Raw genomic sequence first — 15,416 nt, 5'->3', positions numbered from 1 at the left:
CCTTATGAGCAGCTTGATCGAGCAGGCCGCCCAACGGCTGGCCCAATTGCGCGAGGCGGGGATCGAGATCCCCGGCGAAGCGCCTGCATCCCCGGCCGTGGCCAGGCCGGAGTCGAGCCCGGCGGCGGCGCCCACTGCTGCGGTGCCGACAGCCGTGGCAGAGAAGCCTGCGGCAGCGGAACCGGTCGTCGCGCCGCCGCCCAGGCCGCTGCGTGCGCTCGATGAATCGCATGTGTCGTCGCGCCGTGTCGAACTGGACCTCGAGGCACTCACCGCGGCCGGCATCGTGACGCCCAGCGCGCCGCGAACCAACATTGCCGACCAGTACCGGGTGATCAAGCGCCCGCTGATCCAGAACGCCGTCGGCAAGGGCGCCGTGCCGGTGAACCATGGCAACCTGATCATGGTGACCAGCGCCTTGTCCGGCGAAGGCAAGAGCTATACCTCGGTCAACCTGGCAATGAGCATTGCCGCCGAACTCGACCACACGGTGATGCTGGTCGACGCGGACGTGGCCCGGCCCTCGGTGCTGCGCATGCTCGGGCTGCCACCCGGCCCCGGCCTGCTGGAACTGCTCGAAGGTCGAGCCGAGATGTCCAGCGTGCTGCTGCGCACCAACATCGACAAGCTGACCATCCTGCCCAGCGGCTCGCCGCATCCGCGCGCCACTGAACTGCTGGCCAGCGACGCGATGCGCCAGTTGCTCGACGACATGGCCACGCGGTACTCCGACCGCATCATCATCTTCGATTCGCCGCCGCTGCTGCTGACGACCGAGTCGCGCGTGCTCGCCTCGCACATGGGCCAGATCGTCGTCGTGGTCCACGCCGGCAAGACGCTGCAGGCCGACGTGCAGCATGCGCTGTCGACGATCGAAAGCTGCCCGGTGCGGCTGATGCTGCTGAACAAGGCGCAGAGCAACGCGCACGGCGCCTACGGCTATGGCTACGGCTATGGCTATGGTTACGGCGCGCAGGAACAGCAGTCGAGCTGAACGGCACCTGCGATGCCTGTGCCGACCCCGTTCCCGCCGGATCCCCGCGCCCTGACACTTCGGCCGCACAGCGCCGGACTGGCCTGCGCGCTGCTGGCGGGTCTGGCGCCGGCCTGGGCGCAGGACGCCGGTGCCAGCCGCATGGTCACCATCAGCCCGACGCTGTCGATCAGCGAGACGCTGACCGACAACGTTCAACTGAGCGACACCGACCGCCGGTCCGATGCGGTCACGCAGCTAACGGCCGGTGTGAGCGTCGCAGCCAACCGGGGCCGCGTCCGCGGATCGCTGGACTACCAGCTCACCGGGTCGATCCACGCCCGTGAATCGAGCACCAACAGCCACGCCAATGCCTTGCGGGCCGCGCTGCAGGCCGACGTGATCGAGAACTTCCTGTCGATCGATGCCAACGCCTCGATCTCCCAGCAGCTGATTTCGCCGTTCGGCAAGCAGAGCGTCGATCCGACCGGGGCCACCGGCAACCGTACCGAGGTGCGCACCCTCGCCGTGTCCCCGGCCATCCAGAGCCGCCTGGGCGGCTGGGCCCTGTTCAGTGCGCGCGCCACCCGTTCGCAGACCAGCAGCGTGTCCACGTCTGCTGGCGACCTGACGTCCGACTCGTTCAACGCCTCGCTCGTCTCGGCGAGCCCCACGGCCGTCGGTTGGTCGGCGACGCTGTCGCACCAGGCCAGCGATTTCGACGTCGGCCGCCGGACGACGACCGACTCGGCGAACGTCGGACTCTCGTACCGGCCCGACCCCGACCTGTCCTTCACGGCCACCGTCGGCCGCGAGCGCAGCAACCTCACCTCGCTGGACAGTCGCGAGACCCACGGCACCTGGGGCGTCGGCGCGACCTGGACGCCCAGCGATCGCACCCGCCTGAGCCTGCAGCGCGACAGCCGGTTCTTCGGCGACACGCACAGCGTGAGCTTCGAGCACCGGATGGCGCGCAGCAACTGGCGCATTTCGAGTTCGCGAGACCTGACGACGGGCACGCCGGCCGCGGGCAGCAGCAGCATGCTGACGCTGTACGACCTGCTCTATGCGAACCGTGCGGCGCAGATCCCGGATCCGGCGCTGCGGCGCCAGGCCGTGCTCGACGAAATCCGCCTGATGGGTCGCAGCCCGACCGACCTGGTCGCCGGCGGTGGCTTTGTCAGCAGTGCGGTGACCCTGGGCAGCCGGCAGGACATCTCGGTGGCCCTGCAGGGCATTCGCACCACGCTGACGCTCGGCGTGTACCGCAGCGACAGCCGTCGCATCGACGCCGCCGGCGCGGCCACCGACGGCCTGGGTGCGAGTGGCCAGGTGCGCCAGCAGGGCTTGAACGTCAACGTCGGCCACCGGCTGACCCCGAGCAGCGAACTGAATCTGACGCTGTCCCAGGGCCGCTCGCGCAGCGGCAACGGCCTCGAATCGTCCGACTTGCGGTCCGTCACGCTGGCCTGGACCAGCCAACTCGGGGCGCGCACCAACTTCTCGCTCGGCGCCCGACATGTCAGCTTCGACAGCACCACCTCGCCGTATGTCGAGAGTGCGCTGACCGCGACCCTCGCCATCAGGCTCTAGCCATGTACGAAGCCTTCTACGGGCTCACCAACAAGCCCTTCCAGCTCAACCCCGATCCGAGCTTCTACTTCGGTAGCAAGCAGCATCGGCGCGCCAAGGCCTATCTCGACTACGGCGTCTCGCGCAACGAGGGCTTCATCGTCATCACCGGCGAGATCGGTGCCGGCAAGACCACGCTGCTGCGGGCCCTGATCGACGGCCTGCACGGCACCAACGTGATCGTCGGCCACCTCGTCACCACCCAGCTGGGCGCCGAGGACACGCTGCGCATGGTGGGGGCCGCGTTCGGCTTCCGCGTCAAGGACGTGCCCAAGAGCGAGCTGCTCATCACGCTCGAGGCCTTCCTGATCAGCCAGACCAGCAAGGGCAAGCGCTGCCTGCTGATCGTCGACGAGGCGCAGAACCTGACGCCGCGTGCGGTCGAGGAGCTGCGCATGCTGTCGAACTTCCAGTTCGGCAACCAGGCGCTGATGCAGAGCTTCCTGGTCGGCCAGCCCGAGTTCCGCGAAATCCTTCAGCGGCCCGAAATGGAGCAGTTCCGCCAGCGCGTGGCGGCCACCTGCCACATCGGCCCGCTCGACCTGGAAGAGACCCAACGCTACATCGAGCACCGGCTGAAGTGCGCCGGCGCCGATGGCAAGCCGACCTTCGATCCCGACACCTTCGAGGCCGTCTTCAAGGCCAGCAACGGCATCCCGCGGCGCATCAACTCGGTCTGCGATCGCCTGCTGCTGCTGGGCTTCCTGGCCGGCAAGACCCACCTGACGCGCGCCGACGTCGAGGAGGTGGTGCGCGAGTTCCAGCAGGAAGCGCACGTGCCGGCCTCGCGGCCGTCGGCCCTGCCTTCGGCCCGGGCAGCGGGCGCGCCGGTCGCCGGCGATGCCGTGGTGGAGCTCGATCTCGACCTGTCGCAGCTCAAGCTCGATGCCGACACGGCCGGTGCCATGTCGCGCCAGCTCGCCAACCTGACGGCCGAGCAGCGTGGCGACCAGCTGCAACGGCTCGAGCGCGGCCTGCTGCGGCTGGAGCGCACGAACCTGCAGATCCTGGCCCTGCTGCAGAAGGTGGTGGATGCGGCGGCCCGGCCGCGCGCCGAGCCGCCGGCAGGCGACGAAAGCAAGCCATGAGCACCGTCCTCTCCGGCACCACCGCACCGGCCCGCCCGCTGCTGAGGGATCGCGAAGAGGTGCTCCCGCCCTCGACGATCACCAATGCCTTGACGATCGACGTCGAGGACTACTTCCAGGTCTCCGCCTTCGCGCCCTACATCCGCCGGGGCGACTGGGATGCGCGCGAGTGCCGGGTCGAGCGCAACGTGCATCGCATCCTCGAGCTGCTCGACGAGGCGCAGGCCAAGGCCACCTTCTTCACGCTGGGCTGGATCGCCGAGCGCTACCCGCAACTGGTGCGCGAAATCGTCGCCCGCGGCCACGAGCTGGCCAGCCACGGCTATGGCCACGAGCGGGCCAGCGATCTGGACGAAGCCGCCTTCCTGCTCGACGTGCGTCGCGCCAAGGAGATCCTCGAGGACCTGGGCGGCGTCGAGGTCAAGGGCTACCGCGCACCGAGCTTCTCCATCGGCACCGGCAACCTCTGGGCGTTCGCGACGCTGGCCCGGGCCGGCTACCGCTACAGCTCGAGCATCTACCCGATCCAGCACGATCACTACGGCATGCCCGATTCGCCGCGCTTCGCGTACCGCGTGAACGAGCAGCTCGTCGAGATTCCGGTCACCACGCTGCGGCTGGGACGGCGCAACCTGCCCTCCAGCGGCGGCGGCTACTTCCGGCTGCTGCCCTATGCGCTGTCGCGCTGGATGCTGCAGCGGGTCAACCGGGGCGACGGCGAGCCGGCCATCTTCTACTTCCACCCCTGGGAGATCGACGCGCAGCAGCCGCGCATCGATGGCATCGACCTCAAGACCCGTTTCCGCCACTACGTCAACATCTCGCGCATGGAGCGGCGGTTGCAGCAACTGCTGGCCGACTTCCGCTGGGGCCGCATGGACGACGTGTTCCTCGGGCGCGCCCCGGCCCCGGCGAGCCTGGTGCGCGACACCGCGCCGATGCCGATCTGACGCGTGCCGATCTGACGCGTGCCGACCTGACCCGTGCCCACCTGACCCGTGCCGACGATACGCCGCCTCACGCCGCAGGACACCGCCGAAGCCGCCCGCTGGGATGCCTTCGTGCTGGCCTGTCCGCAAGCCACCTTCTTCCACCGTGCCGGCTGGCAGACCGTCCTCGAGGAGGTCTTCCGCCACCAGACCCACTTCCTGTACGCCGAGTCGACGGACGGGCGCATCACCGGCGTGCTGCCGCTCGCCCACGTGCGCAGCCTGCTGTTCGGCAGTGCGCTGACCAGCCTGCCGTTCGCCGTGTACGGCGGCGTGGCGGCCGAGGACGCCGAGACGGCGGCCGCGCTCGAGGCCGAGGCCCAGGCCCTGGCCAAGCGGCTCGGCGTGCCGCACCTCGAGATGCGCAACGTGCAGCGGCGCCATGAGGCGTGGCCGCTGCAGGACCTGTACGTCACCTTCCGCAAGGAAATCCTGCCGGACGAAGAGGCCAACATGCTGGCCATCCCGCGCAAGCAGCGCGCGATGGTGCGCAAGGGCATCAAGAACGGGCTGACCAGCCAGATCGACGAAGGCGTCGACCGCTTCTTCGCGCTCTATGCCGACAACGTGCATCGCCACGGCACCCCCGCGATGCCCAAGCGCTACTTCCAGAAGCTGCGCGAGGTGTTCGGCCCCGACTGCGAAGTGCTGACGGTCTGCAGTGCCGAGGGCAAGCCGGTCTCCAGCGTGCTGAGCTTCTACTTCCGCGACGAGGTGCTGCCGTACTACGCCGGCGACGACACCGCCGCGCGCGAGCTGGCCGGCAACGACTTCAAGTACTGGGAGCTGATGCGCCGCGCCTGCGCCCGCGGGCTCAAGGTCTTCGACTACGGCCGCAGCAAGCAGGGCACGGGCTCCTATTCGTTCAAGAAGAACTGGGGCTTCGAGCCGACACCGCTGCACTACGAGTACTGCCTCTACAAGCGCGAGAGCGTGCCGCAGAACAACCCGAACAATGCCAAGTTCAAGCTGCTGATCGAGACTTGGCGCCGCCTGCCGATCGGCGTGGCCAACTGGCTCGGGCCCTTCATCGTGCGCAGCCTGGGGTGAGGCGCTGGCGATGGCGAACCTGCTGTACCTGGTGCACCGGCTGCCGTATCCGCCCAACAAGGGCGACAAGGTGCGCTCGTACCACCTGCTCAAGCACCTGGCGGCGCGCCACCGCGTCTTCCTCGGCACCTTCGTCGACGATCCCGAAGACGAGGTCCACCTCGACACCGTGCGCAGCCTGTGCGCGGGCTTCCATGCGGCGCGCCTGTCGCCGCGCGGCGCCCGCATCGCCAGCCTGTCGGGCCTGTTGAGCGGCGAGGCACTGACCCTGCGCTACTACCGCGATGCCGGCCTCGCACGCTGGGTGGGCGACGTGCTGGCGCGCGAGGCCATCGACGCGGCCGTCGTCTTCTCGTCGTCGATGGCGCAGTACGCGGAAGCCCACGCCGGCCTGCCGATGCTGGTCGACTTCGTCGACGTCGACTCGGCCAAGTGGTCCGAATACGCCGGCCAGCATGCCTGGCCGATGTCCTGGCTGTACCGACGCGAGGGCGAGCGCCTGCTGGCCTACGAACGGGCCGTCGCGGTGCAGGCGCGCCGATCGTTCTTCGTCACCGACAAGGAAACGGCACTGTTCCATCGCCTGGCGCCGGAGAGCGCGGTGACGGTCGAGCCGCTGTGCAACGGGGTTGATGCCGCGTACTTCACGCCCGACGCCGCCCTGCCGACGCCTTACCGTGCCGACGAATGCCCGCTGGTCTTCACCGGCGCGATGGACTACTGGCCCAACGTCGATGCGGTGAGCTGGTTCGTGGCCGAGGTGCTGCCGGCCCTGCGCGCGCGCCGGCCCGAACTGCGGCTGCACATCGTCGGCCGCAGCCCGACGGCGGCGGTGCAGGCCCTGGCCGGCGACGCGGTCAGCGTCTCCGGCACGGTGCCCGACGTGCGGCCCTACCTGCAGCACGCGCGCGTCGTCGTGGCACCGCTGCGGCTGGCGCGTGGCATCCAGAACAAGGTGCTCGAGGCGATGGCGATGGCCCGCCCGGTGGTGGCGGCCGACAGCTGTGTCGGCGCGATCGAGGCCACGCCCGGCAGTGACCTGCTGGCGGCCGGCGATGCGGCCGGCTATGTCTCGCAGATCGAGGCCCTGCTGGCCGACCCGGCCCGTGCCGATGCCATCGGCCGCGCTGGCCGCGAAGCCGTGCTGCGGCGCTACAACTGGACGGCGCGGCTGGCCCCGCTCGATGCCGTTCTCGAAGACGTGGTGGGCTAGCAGGATGAGCGCCATGCTGACGGACACCCTCGGCGGTACCCCCGCGAACACACGCTGGCGCGCGCCGCTGATCGGCTGGCTGGCCGTGCTGGCGGTGATGGTGGCGGTGATGTGGGAGCCGCTGGCCGGCATGGTCGCCATCTGGGAGCGCAGCCAGACCTTCGCGCATGCCTACGTGGTGGCCCCCATCGCGGCCTGGCTGGTGTGGCGCATGCGCGCCGAGGTGGCGGTCCTGGTGCCGGCGCCCACGCCCAGCGTGGCGGCCTGGCTCGTGCTGCCGGCACTGCTGTGGCACGTCGGCACGCTGACGCAGGTGAATGCGCTGCAGCACTTCATGGTCGTCACCATCCTCGTGCTCAGCGTGCCGGCGATGTTCGGCTGGCAGGTCGCGCGCGCGCTGATGTTCCCGCTGGGCTTCCTGTACTTCATGGTGCCCTTCGGCGAGTTCCTGACACCGATGCTGGTGGACATGACGGCCGACTTCGCCGCCGCCGCGATCCGGCTGAGCGGCGTGCCGATCTACCGCGAAGCCAACCAGTTCGTGATTCCCTCGGGCCGCTGGTCGGTGGTGGATGCCTGCAGCGGCATCCGCTACCTGATGGCCTCGCTGATGGTGGGCACGCTGTTCGCCTACCTGAACTACAGCAGCCTGAAGCGGCGCTGGATGTTCGTCGGCGTCGCGATCGTCGTGCCGATCGTCGCCAACTGGCTGCGCGCCTACATGATCGTGATGATCGGCCACCTGTCGAACAACCAGCTGGCCACCGGCGTCGACCATATCGTCTACGGCTGGGTGTTCTTCGGCATCGTCGTGCTGCTGATGTTCATGATCGGCGCGCGCTGGGCCGACGCACCCTTGCCCGGCGGCGTGGCGCGCGTCGCCGAAGGCACTCCGGGGCAGCCCGCCGATGGCCCTTCGGCCACGCGCGTGCTGACCGTCGCCGCCAGCGTGATGGCCGGCATCGTGGTGTTCGGTGCCTTGCCCGATGTGTGGCTGTCGCGCGGCAGTGCGGCCGAGGACCAGGCCGCCGCCAGCTGCAGGCCCCTGCCGCCCACGCTCTCCGCGGGCTGGGGGCGGGTGGACACGGCGCCGCCGATCAGCCTGAAGCCCGAGGGCGCGAGCCAGATCGAACAGGCGGCCTACACCCAGGGCGGCGCCACCGTCTGGGTCTCGGTCGCGGACTTCTCCGGCAGCAAGGCCGGGCGACTGGTGTCCTCGGTGCACAAGATCGGCTATGCGGTCTGGCCGCACTGGAACCCGGTCGAGGACGACATTCGCAGTCTCGCGGCCGGCGACGCACCGCTCGAAGTGCGGCGTACGGTGCTGGTGTCCACCGCCGAACAGGGCTTCCAGCCGCGCAAGGTGCACGACCTGCGGCTGTACTGGATCGACGGCGGCCACCCCACCACCAGCGATGCCGGCGCCAAGCTGCAGCAGTTGAGCCAGCGCATCCGCGGCAGTTCGGGCCAGGGCAAGATCATCGACATCATGGTGCTCGACAGTGAAGCGCGGCCCGCCGACGCGGTGCTGCAGCGCTTCGCCGCCGAAGCCTACCCGCCGTTCGCGCGCTGGCTTGCCACCTGCTCGTACGGTGGGGCCGGCCGCTAGCGTCACCGCCGCCGCGCCCGAAGGGACGCGACTGATAACCCCGGATATACACAGCCAGCTCCGCAGGAGGAAAACATCATGACAACCATCGCCGTGATCGGATTGGGCTACGTCGGGCTGCCGCTGGTGGTCGAGTTCGCCAAGCATGGCCGCACGATCGGCTTCGACATCCACGAGGGCAAGGTCGCCGCGTGCAAGGCCGGCACCGACCCTTCGCGCGAACTCACCGATGCCCAGATGGCCGAAGGCGTGCATGCCGTCTACACCAGCGACGGCGCGATGCTCTCGGAGGCCGACGTCATCATCGTGGCCGTACCCACGCCGGTGGACGAGGCCCACATCCCCGACTTCCGGCCACTGGTCGGTGCTTCCACCAGCGCCGGCAAGTACATGAAGAAGGGCGCGATCGTGGTCTTCGAATCCACGGTCTACCCCGGTGCCACCGAAGAGGTCTGCATCCCGGTGCTCGAAAAGCACTCGGGCATGAAGTGGAAGCAGGACTTCTTCGTCGGCTACAGCCCCGAGCGCATCAACCCGGGTGACAAGGAGCACACGCTGACCAAGATCCTCAAGATCGTCAGCGGCGACACGCCGGAGACGCTGGAGAAGGTGGCCCAGGTCTACGAGCGCATCATCGAGCCCGGTGTGCACCGTGCCTCGTCGATCAAGGCGGCCGAGGCGGCCAAGGTGATCGAGAACACGCAGCGCGACCTCAACATCGCGCTGATGAACGAGCTGGCCATCATCTTCGACAAGATCGGCATCGACACGTCGGAAGTGCTGCAGGCCGCCGGCACCAAGTGGAACTTCCTGAAGTTCAAGCCCGGCCTGGTGGGCGGGCATTGCATCGGCGTCGACCCCTACTACCTGACGCACAAGGCCGAGATGCTGGGCTACCACCCGCAGGTCATCCTGGCGGGTCGGCGCATCAACGACAGCATGGGCAAGTTCATCGCCGAGCAGACCATCAAGCACATGATCGCCTCGGGCAGCTACATCAAGGGCGCCCGCGTCAACGTGCTGGGCCTGACCTTCAAGGAGAACTGCGGCGACCTGCGCAACAGCAAGGTGATCGACATCATCAACGAGCTGCGCAGCTACGGCGTCGAGGTCTTCGTCACCGACGCGCAGGCCGCGGCCGACGAAGCGATGCACGAGTACGGCGTGCGCCTGCTGCCGTTCGAGGAACTGCCGCGCGCCGACGCCATCGTCGCCGCGGTGGCGCACCGCGAGTACGCCGGCCTGACGCTGGAGGACATCGGCCGCAAGCTGGTGAAGGGCGGCGCCTTCATCGACGTGAAGGCCGCGTTCGACGAGCCGGCCATCACCGCCGCGGGCTACCGGCTCTGGCGATTGTGAGCGCGCCCGTCCCCCGCGTCTCGGTCTGCATTCCCACCTACAAGGGTGCGCAGACCATCGGCGCGGCCATCGCGTCGGTGCTGGCGCAGACCTTCACCGACTTCGAGCTGCTGGTCATCGACGACGGCTCGCCGGACGCGACCGCGGAGGTGGTCGCGGGCTTCTCCGACCCGCGCCTGCGCTACCTGCGCAACACCACCAACCTCGGCCCGGAAGGCAACTGGAACCGGTGCCTGGCCGAGGCGCGCGGGCGCTACTTCAAGCTGTTGCCGCATGACGATGTGCTGGCACCGCAATGCCTCGCGCGCCAGTCGGCCGTGCTCGACGCCGATCGCGACGATCGCATCGCGCTGGTGTTCTCTGCCCGCGAAGTGATCGGGCCCGACGACCGGGTGCTGACGCGCCGCGGCTATCCGGGCGCGCGCGAAGGGCGGCTGCCCGCAGGCCAGGTGCTGCGCCAGTGCGTGCGGCGCGGCACCAACCTGCTCGGCGAGCCGGGCGCCGTGCTGTTCCGCCGCGCGCTGGCGCAGCGCGTGGGTGCCTTCGATGCCCGTCAACCCTACGTGATCGACCTGGACTACTGGTTCCGCCTGCTGGCGCACGGCGACGCCTATTACTGCGACGAAGTCCTGGCCTCCTTCCGCGTCTCGGCTTCGCAGTGGAGCGTTGCGCTGGGTCGCCAGCAAAGCCAGGACTTCCGCGCGTTCGTCGCCCGCCACGATGCCGAAGGGGGCCTGGCCCTGAGCTTGCTCGACCGTGGACTGGGCCGTGTCACGCCGGCGCTGAACAATCTGGCGCGGCGCGTCTTCTACCAGGTGTATTTGCGATGAACCCAGTTGCTCCAACGGACGCCGGTGGCTTCGACAAGGGCTACGCGGACGAGCAGATCCGTCGCAGCCGTCATCCGCTGCGCCGCTTCATCAAGGGCTTCTACCTGCGCAGCGTGATGGCGCACATCGATGGCCCGACGATCGACTACGGATGCGGTGCGGGCCAGCTGCTGGCGCGCCTGCCCGCCGGCTCGGTCGGGCTGGAGCTCAACCCGCATCTCATTGCCGCGCTGACGGCCAGGGGCCAGTCGGCGCGGCAGTGGCGGGCCGATGACGAGGGCTTCGACCTGCCCGGGCTGGAGCCGGGCCTCTACCGCAACCTGGTGATCTCGCATGTGCTGGAACACTTGCCCGATCCAACCGCTTCGCTCAAGCGCCTGCTGCGCGCCTGCCGGCGCATCGGTGTGCGCCGCCTGATCGCCATCGTGCCGGGGGCCAAGGGCTATGCCTCGGATGCCACGCACCGCAGCTTCATCGATTCACGCTACGTCGCCGAGCATGGCTGGCAATCGCTGGAGGGCTTTCGCCTGGCCTCCAGGCGCTTCTTTCCGATGCCTTGGGAAGTGGGCGGCCAATGGTTCGTCTACAACGAGATGCAGCTGGTGTTCGAACTGGCGGCGGAGCCTGGCGCAGCGCGATGAAGTCCTTGCTGCGCCATGAGTTCCTGCGCTTCGTGCTGGTGGGCTGCCTCAACACGGGGTTCAGCTACAGCCTCTACGCGCTGTTCCTCTGGCTCGGCCTGAACTTCGCGCTGGCCAACCTGCTGGCATTCGTGATCAGCCTGCTGTTCAGCTTCCGCACCCAGGGCAGCCTGGTGTTTCGCCACCACGACTGGCGCCTGCTGTGGCGCTTCGTGGCGGCCTGGAGCCTGATCTACCTGTTCAATGTCGGCCTGATCGCCGTGCTGGTGCGCATGCACCTGTCCGCCTACCTGGCGGGCGCGTTGGCCCTGGTGCCGGTGACCCTGCTGTCCTACCTGGTTCAGAAATTCGTCGTCTTCGGCGCATCCCGTTCGCGCGCCGATGCCCGTTCCGTGAGACCTACACCATGAGCGTCCGACTCGCGATCGTCGTCCCCTGCTACAACGAAGAAGAGGTTCTGCCCGAGACCACCAAGCGCCTGCTGGCGCTGCTGGACCGCATGGCGCAGCAGGGCCTGGTGTCCGAGGGCACCGGCGTGTACTACGTCGACGACGGCAGTCGCGACCGCACCTGGTCGCTGATCGAGTCGCTGTCGCGCCAGGACCCGCGCATCCATGGCCTGAAACTCTCGCGCAACCGCGGCCACCAGGCCGCCCTGATGGCCGGCCTGATGACAGTCGAGGGCGACGCGCTCGTCAGCATCGACGCCGACCTGCAGGACGACGTCAACGTCATCGAGGCGATGGTGCGCGAGTTCATCGCCGGCCACGAGGTGGTCTATGGCGTGCGCGACTCGCGCGCCACCGACACCGCGTTCAAGCGCAACACCGCGCTGGCCTACTACGGCCTGCTGCGCCGCATGGGTGTGGACCTGGTCCACAACCATGCCGACTTCCGGCTGATGGGCCGGCGCGCGATCGAGGCACTGCGTGAGTACGGCGAAGTCAACCTGTTCCTGCGCGGCGTGGTGCCGCTGATCGGCTACAAGGCCACGACGGTCAAGTACGACCGCGCCGAACGCTTTGCCGGCGTCTCGAAGTACCCGCTGCGCAAGATGCTGGCGTTCGCGCTCGAAGGGATCACCTCGTTCAGCATCGTGCCGTTGCGGCTGATCACGATGGTCGGTCTGCTGATCTCGGTGCTGAGCTTCGCGATGATCGTGTTCATCCTGTACGGCACGCTGGTGATGAAGGCGGTGATCCCCGGTTGGGCCTCCTCGGTGGTGCCAATCTACTTCCTCGGCGGCATCCAGCTGCTGTCGCTGGGCATCATCGGCGAGTACGTCTCCAAGATCTACATGGAGACCAAGCGCCGGCCGCGCTACTTCATCGAAACCCAGGTCTGAAGGCGATGTCGGTGCAACGAACGGGGGGCTGGCTGCCGGGCCTGGCAGCCCTGGCGCTGCTGATCGGCCTGGCCGCGGCGGTCTATGGCTTCATCGGCCGCAGCGGTTTCAACGAGGACGAGTTCTTTCAGCTCACTTTCGTGCACGAGCCCTTGAGCAGCTTCCTGCTGCTGTTCCTGCGGCTTGACCAGCATCCGCCCTTCCATTTTCTGCAGTTGATGCCCTGGGCCGCGATCTCGGAGAACGATCACTGGATGCTGGCCAATTCGCTGCTGTGGCACGGCATCAGCTGCGCGGTGATCTGGGCTGTCGGCCGCGCCTGGCTGGGCCGCACGGCAGGCTGGCTGGCGGTGGCCTTCTTCGCGCTGATGCCGCAGGCCATCAGTGCCTCCAACACGCTGCGCTTCTACGCGATGATCCCGGCGCTCGCGCTGCTGGCCTGGTGGCTGCACGTCTGGCTGCTGTCGGACCGGCAGCGGCCCGCGCGCTGGTGGTGGGCGCTGGGCCTGGTGCAGCTGGCCCTGGGCTACAGCCACGCCATCGCGTTCTACTTCGTGTTCTGGATCGCACTGGCCGCTGCGCTGCAGCGGCGCTTCGGTGCGGACCCCGCCCCGGCACCGTGGCGACGCTGGTTCGCGGTGCAGGGGATCACGCTGCTGCTGCTGGTGCCGCAGGTGCTGCTGACCGCGGGCCGGGCCTACATGGCGCGCGGCGCCGGTGGCGACGGCAATCAGGATCCCGGCGGCCTGATCGACCACTTCGGCGGCATGACGGCAGGCTGGGGCATGCAATGGGGCGAAGCGCGACTGGCCGGTGCCTTGCTGTTCGCCGCGGCGCTGCTGCTGGGCCTGCGCGAGCGTCGCACGCGCTGGCTTGCGCTGGTGATGCTGGTCGGGCCTTACGGCGGCTCGCTGCTGATCGGGCTGGTGCTGGCGCCGATGTTCAAGACCCCGGTGTACTCGGCCATGCTGCTGCCCTTCGCCTGCCTGTGCCTGGCCGGTGGCCTGCTGGCGCTGGGCGAGCGTGCGGGCGCCTGGGCTTCGGCCGCCGTGCTGGCGGCGATGGCGGCCTTCGTATTCCCGGCCACCGCGCACCTGAACCGAGGCATCAGCCCCTATGTGCCGATGGCCGCCGAGCTCAAGCGCGTGCTGCGCCCCGGCGACGTGGTGGTGGTGCCCAAGCTCTATCTGTACTGGGCCACGCTGCGCTATGCGGTGCAGCCGAACTGGGGCGCACCGCTGGCGGTGCTGCCGGACCTGTCGAGCAGCTGGCAGTCGCTGGCCAAGCGCCTGGGCCCGGCCTGGTCCGAACGCTTGCGCCTGCTGCCGCGCACCAACCACATCCAGCACCAGGGCGTGACGTATGTGGTCGGCGAAGACGCGCGGCGCGAGTCCGCGGGTGCCCAGCGCGTGTGGGTGCTGGAGCGCAAGCAGTACCCGAGCCAGGTGCAGCTCGATCCCGGCCTGCAGTCGCGCGGCGTGGTGTACCGCGTCGGACAGCCGGAGCTGCTGGAGCTGCAGCTGCATGAACGCTGACGCGCAGCCCCCGCTGGTGATGCACCTGGTCCACCGGTTCGACACCGGGGGCCTCGAGAACGGCATCGTCAACCTGATCAACCACATGCCCGAAGGCGCCTACCGGCATGCGGTGGTCGCGATGACCGAGGCCGAACCGAACTTCGTGCAGCGCATCCGGCGTCCCGACGTCGCGGTCCACGCGCTGCACAAGCCGCAGGGCCACGGCGCGCGGGTCTATCCGGGCCTGGCGCGACTGGTCCGGGCGCTGCGCCCGAGCGTGCTGCACTCGCGCAACCTCGGCACGCTGGAGTGCCAGGTGGTCGGCTGGTGGACCGGTGTGCCGGTGCGCATCCACGGCGAGCATGGCCGGGATGTCGGCGACCTCGACGGCAGCAACCGCAAGCACCAGTGGCTGCGCCGCGCCTATCGGCCCTTCGTGCAGCGCTACGTCGCGCTGTCGGGCGACCTCGGCGACTACCTGCAGCAGCGCGTCGGCGTGCCGGCTGCGCGCATCGCCCGCATCTACAACGGTGTCGACATCTCGCGTTTCCAGCCGGCCGGCGCCACGCGGGTGCCGCTGGCAGGCAGCCCGTTCAATGCGCCCGGCCTGTTCGTCGCGGGCACCGTGGGCCGCATGCAGCCGGTGAAGGCCCAGACCCTGCTGGCCGAGGCCTTCATCGAGGCCCTGCGCCGCGCGCCGGCGCTGGCCGCGCGCCTGCGCCTGGTGATGATCGGCGACGGTCCGCTGCGGGCGCAGGCGCAGGCGATGCTGGACCAGGCCGGCCTGGCGCACCTGGCCTGGCTGCCCGGCGAACGTCGTGATGTGCCGGATGTCATGCGACACCTCGATTGTTTCGTGCTGCCCTCGTTGGCCGAAGGTATCTCCAATACCATTCTGGAGGCGATGGCCAGCGGCTTGCCGGTGGTGGCCACGGCCGTGGGTGGCAATGGCGACCTCGTGCAGCAGGGCGTGACCGGCGAACTGGTGCCTTCGGCCGACCCGGCGGCGCTGGCCGCGGCGCTGGCGGCGCTGGCCGATGCGCCGGACCGGGCCGCCGCCTGGGGCTGGGCAGGGCGCCAGCGTGTCGAGCAGGTCTTCAGCCTCGACGCGATGGTGGCCGCCTACCGGGCGCTGTACGACGACATGCTGGCACGCCGGCGCTGAGCAAT

The 15,416-nt window shown here is 69.0% G+C and carries 14 protein-coding genes; all 14 read left to right on the top strand.

The features are described from left to right. The first annotated feature begins 4 nt into the window (after nt 1-4). The gene (locus ACILR4_RS13000; protein WP_395701285.1) at nt 5-994 is read left to right on the top strand and encodes an XrtA-associated tyrosine autokinase; all 990 of its coding nucleotides are present in this window, start codon (nt 5-7) and stop codon (nt 992-994) included. A gap of 12 nt (nt 995-1,006) precedes the next feature. Continuing rightward, nucleotides 1,007-2,566, top strand: coding sequence for a TIGR03016 family PEP-CTERM system-associated outer membrane protein (locus tag ACILR4_RS12995; RefSeq protein WP_395701284.1), 1,560 nt, complete (start codon nt 1,007-1,009; stop codon nt 2,564-2,566). 2 nt (nt 2,567-2,568) lie between these two features. Beyond that, on the top strand, nt 2,569-3,693 hold the full coding sequence (locus ACILR4_RS12990) for an XrtA/PEP-CTERM system-associated ATPase (protein WP_395701283.1): 1,125 nt from the start codon (nt 2,569-2,571) through the stop codon (nt 3,691-3,693). 59 nt (nt 3,694-3,752) lie between these two features. Beyond that, on the top strand, nt 3,753-4,643 hold the full coding sequence (locus tag ACILR4_RS12985; RefSeq protein ID WP_395701314.1) for an XrtA system polysaccharide deacetylase: 891 nt from the start codon (nt 3,753-3,755) through the stop codon (nt 4,641-4,643). Nucleotides 4,644-4,691: 48 nt separating this feature from the next. Further along, the gene (locus tag ACILR4_RS12980; protein WP_395701282.1) at nt 4,692-5,732 is read left to right on the top strand and encodes a FemAB family XrtA/PEP-CTERM system-associated protein; all 1,041 of its coding nucleotides are present in this window, start codon (nt 4,692-4,694) and stop codon (nt 5,730-5,732) included. Between the two features lie 10 nt (nt 5,733-5,742). Continuing rightward, nucleotides 5,743-6,945 (top strand): TIGR03087 family PEP-CTERM/XrtA system glycosyltransferase, encoded by a 1,203-nt coding sequence (locus tag ACILR4_RS12975; RefSeq protein WP_395701281.1) that lies wholly within the window; start codon nt 5,743-5,745, stop codon nt 6,943-6,945. 13 nt (nt 6,946-6,958) lie between these two features. Beyond that, a complete protein-coding gene (gene xrtA, locus ACILR4_RS12970; protein WP_395701280.1) occupies nt 6,959-8,554 on the top strand; it encodes an exosortase A in 1,596 nt (531 codons plus the stop codon). Nucleotides 8,555-8,632: 78 nt separating this feature from the next. Then, nucleotides 8,633-9,913, top strand: a complete 1,281-nt coding sequence (locus tag ACILR4_RS12965; RefSeq protein ID WP_395701279.1) for a nucleotide sugar dehydrogenase — start codon at nt 8,633-8,635, stop codon at nt 9,911-9,913. Further along, on the top strand, nt 9,910-10,743 hold the full coding sequence (locus ACILR4_RS12960) for a glycosyltransferase family 2 protein (RefSeq protein WP_395701278.1): 834 nt from the start codon (nt 9,910-9,912) through the stop codon (nt 10,741-10,743). The genes ACILR4_RS12965 and ACILR4_RS12960 overlap by 4 nt, the downstream gene beginning before the upstream one ends. Next, the gene (locus ACILR4_RS12955) at nt 10,740-11,384 is read left to right on the top strand and encodes a class I SAM-dependent methyltransferase (protein ID WP_395701277.1); all 645 of its coding nucleotides are present in this window, start codon (nt 10,740-10,742) and stop codon (nt 11,382-11,384) included. The genes ACILR4_RS12960 and ACILR4_RS12955 overlap by 4 nt, the downstream gene beginning before the upstream one ends. After that, the gene (locus ACILR4_RS12950; RefSeq protein ID WP_395701276.1) at nt 11,381-11,794 is read left to right on the top strand and encodes a GtrA family protein; all 414 of its coding nucleotides are present in this window, start codon (nt 11,381-11,383) and stop codon (nt 11,792-11,794) included. The genes ACILR4_RS12955 and ACILR4_RS12950 overlap by 4 nt, the downstream gene beginning before the upstream one ends. Then, nucleotides 11,791-12,729, top strand: coding sequence for a glycosyltransferase family 2 protein (locus tag ACILR4_RS12945; RefSeq protein WP_395701275.1), 939 nt, complete (start codon nt 11,791-11,793; stop codon nt 12,727-12,729). The genes ACILR4_RS12950 and ACILR4_RS12945 overlap by 4 nt, the downstream gene beginning before the upstream one ends. Before the next feature lie 5 nt (nt 12,730-12,734). After that, nucleotides 12,735-14,264: a hypothetical protein gene (locus ACILR4_RS12940; protein WP_395701274.1), complete on the top strand. Its 1,530-nt coding sequence runs from the start codon at nt 12,735-12,737 to the stop codon at nt 14,262-14,264. Beyond that, the gene (locus ACILR4_RS12935; RefSeq protein WP_395701273.1) at nt 14,254-15,411 is read left to right on the top strand and encodes a TIGR03088 family PEP-CTERM/XrtA system glycosyltransferase; all 1,158 of its coding nucleotides are present in this window, start codon (nt 14,254-14,256) and stop codon (nt 15,409-15,411) included. Before ACILR4_RS12940 ends, ACILR4_RS12935 begins: the two co-directional genes overlap by 11 nt. Nucleotides 15,412-15,416: the final 5 nt, after the last annotated feature.

The organism is Aquabacterium sp. (assembly GCF_044226965.1).
Lineage (GTDB): Bacteria > Pseudomonadota > Gammaproteobacteria > Burkholderiales > Burkholderiaceae_C > Pseudaquabacterium.
This window is presented reverse-complemented; position numbering and strand designations above follow the sequence as displayed.

Coding starts and splice junctions, on each gene's coding strand:
- ACILR4_RS13000 (WP_395701285.1), top strand. CDS start 5: ATGAGCAGCTTGATCGAGCAGGCCGCCCAACGGCTGGCCCAATTGCGC.
- ACILR4_RS12995 (WP_395701284.1), top strand. CDS start 1,007: ATGCCTGTGCCGACCCCGTTCCCGCCGGATCCCCGCGCCCTGACACTT.
- ACILR4_RS12990 (WP_395701283.1), top strand. CDS start 2,569: ATGTACGAAGCCTTCTACGGGCTCACCAACAAGCCCTTCCAGCTCAAC.
- ACILR4_RS12975 (WP_395701281.1), top strand. CDS start 5,743: ATGGCGAACCTGCTGTACCTGGTGCACCGGCTGCCGTATCCGCCCAAC.
- xrtA (WP_395701280.1), top strand. CDS start 6,959: ATGCTGACGGACACCCTCGGCGGTACCCCCGCGAACACACGCTGGCGC.
- ACILR4_RS12965 (WP_395701279.1), top strand. CDS start 8,633: ATGACAACCATCGCCGTGATCGGATTGGGCTACGTCGGGCTGCCGCTG.
- ACILR4_RS12955 (WP_395701277.1), top strand. CDS start 10,740: ATGAACCCAGTTGCTCCAACGGACGCCGGTGGCTTCGACAAGGGCTAC.
- ACILR4_RS12950 (WP_395701276.1), top strand. CDS start 11,381: ATGAAGTCCTTGCTGCGCCATGAGTTCCTGCGCTTCGTGCTGGTGGGC.
- ACILR4_RS12945 (WP_395701275.1), top strand. CDS start 11,791: ATGAGCGTCCGACTCGCGATCGTCGTCCCCTGCTACAACGAAGAAGAG.
- ACILR4_RS12940 (WP_395701274.1), top strand. CDS start 12,735: ATGTCGGTGCAACGAACGGGGGGCTGGCTGCCGGGCCTGGCAGCCCTG.
- ACILR4_RS12935 (WP_395701273.1), top strand. CDS start 14,254: ATGAACGCTGACGCGCAGCCCCCGCTGGTGATGCACCTGGTCCACCGG.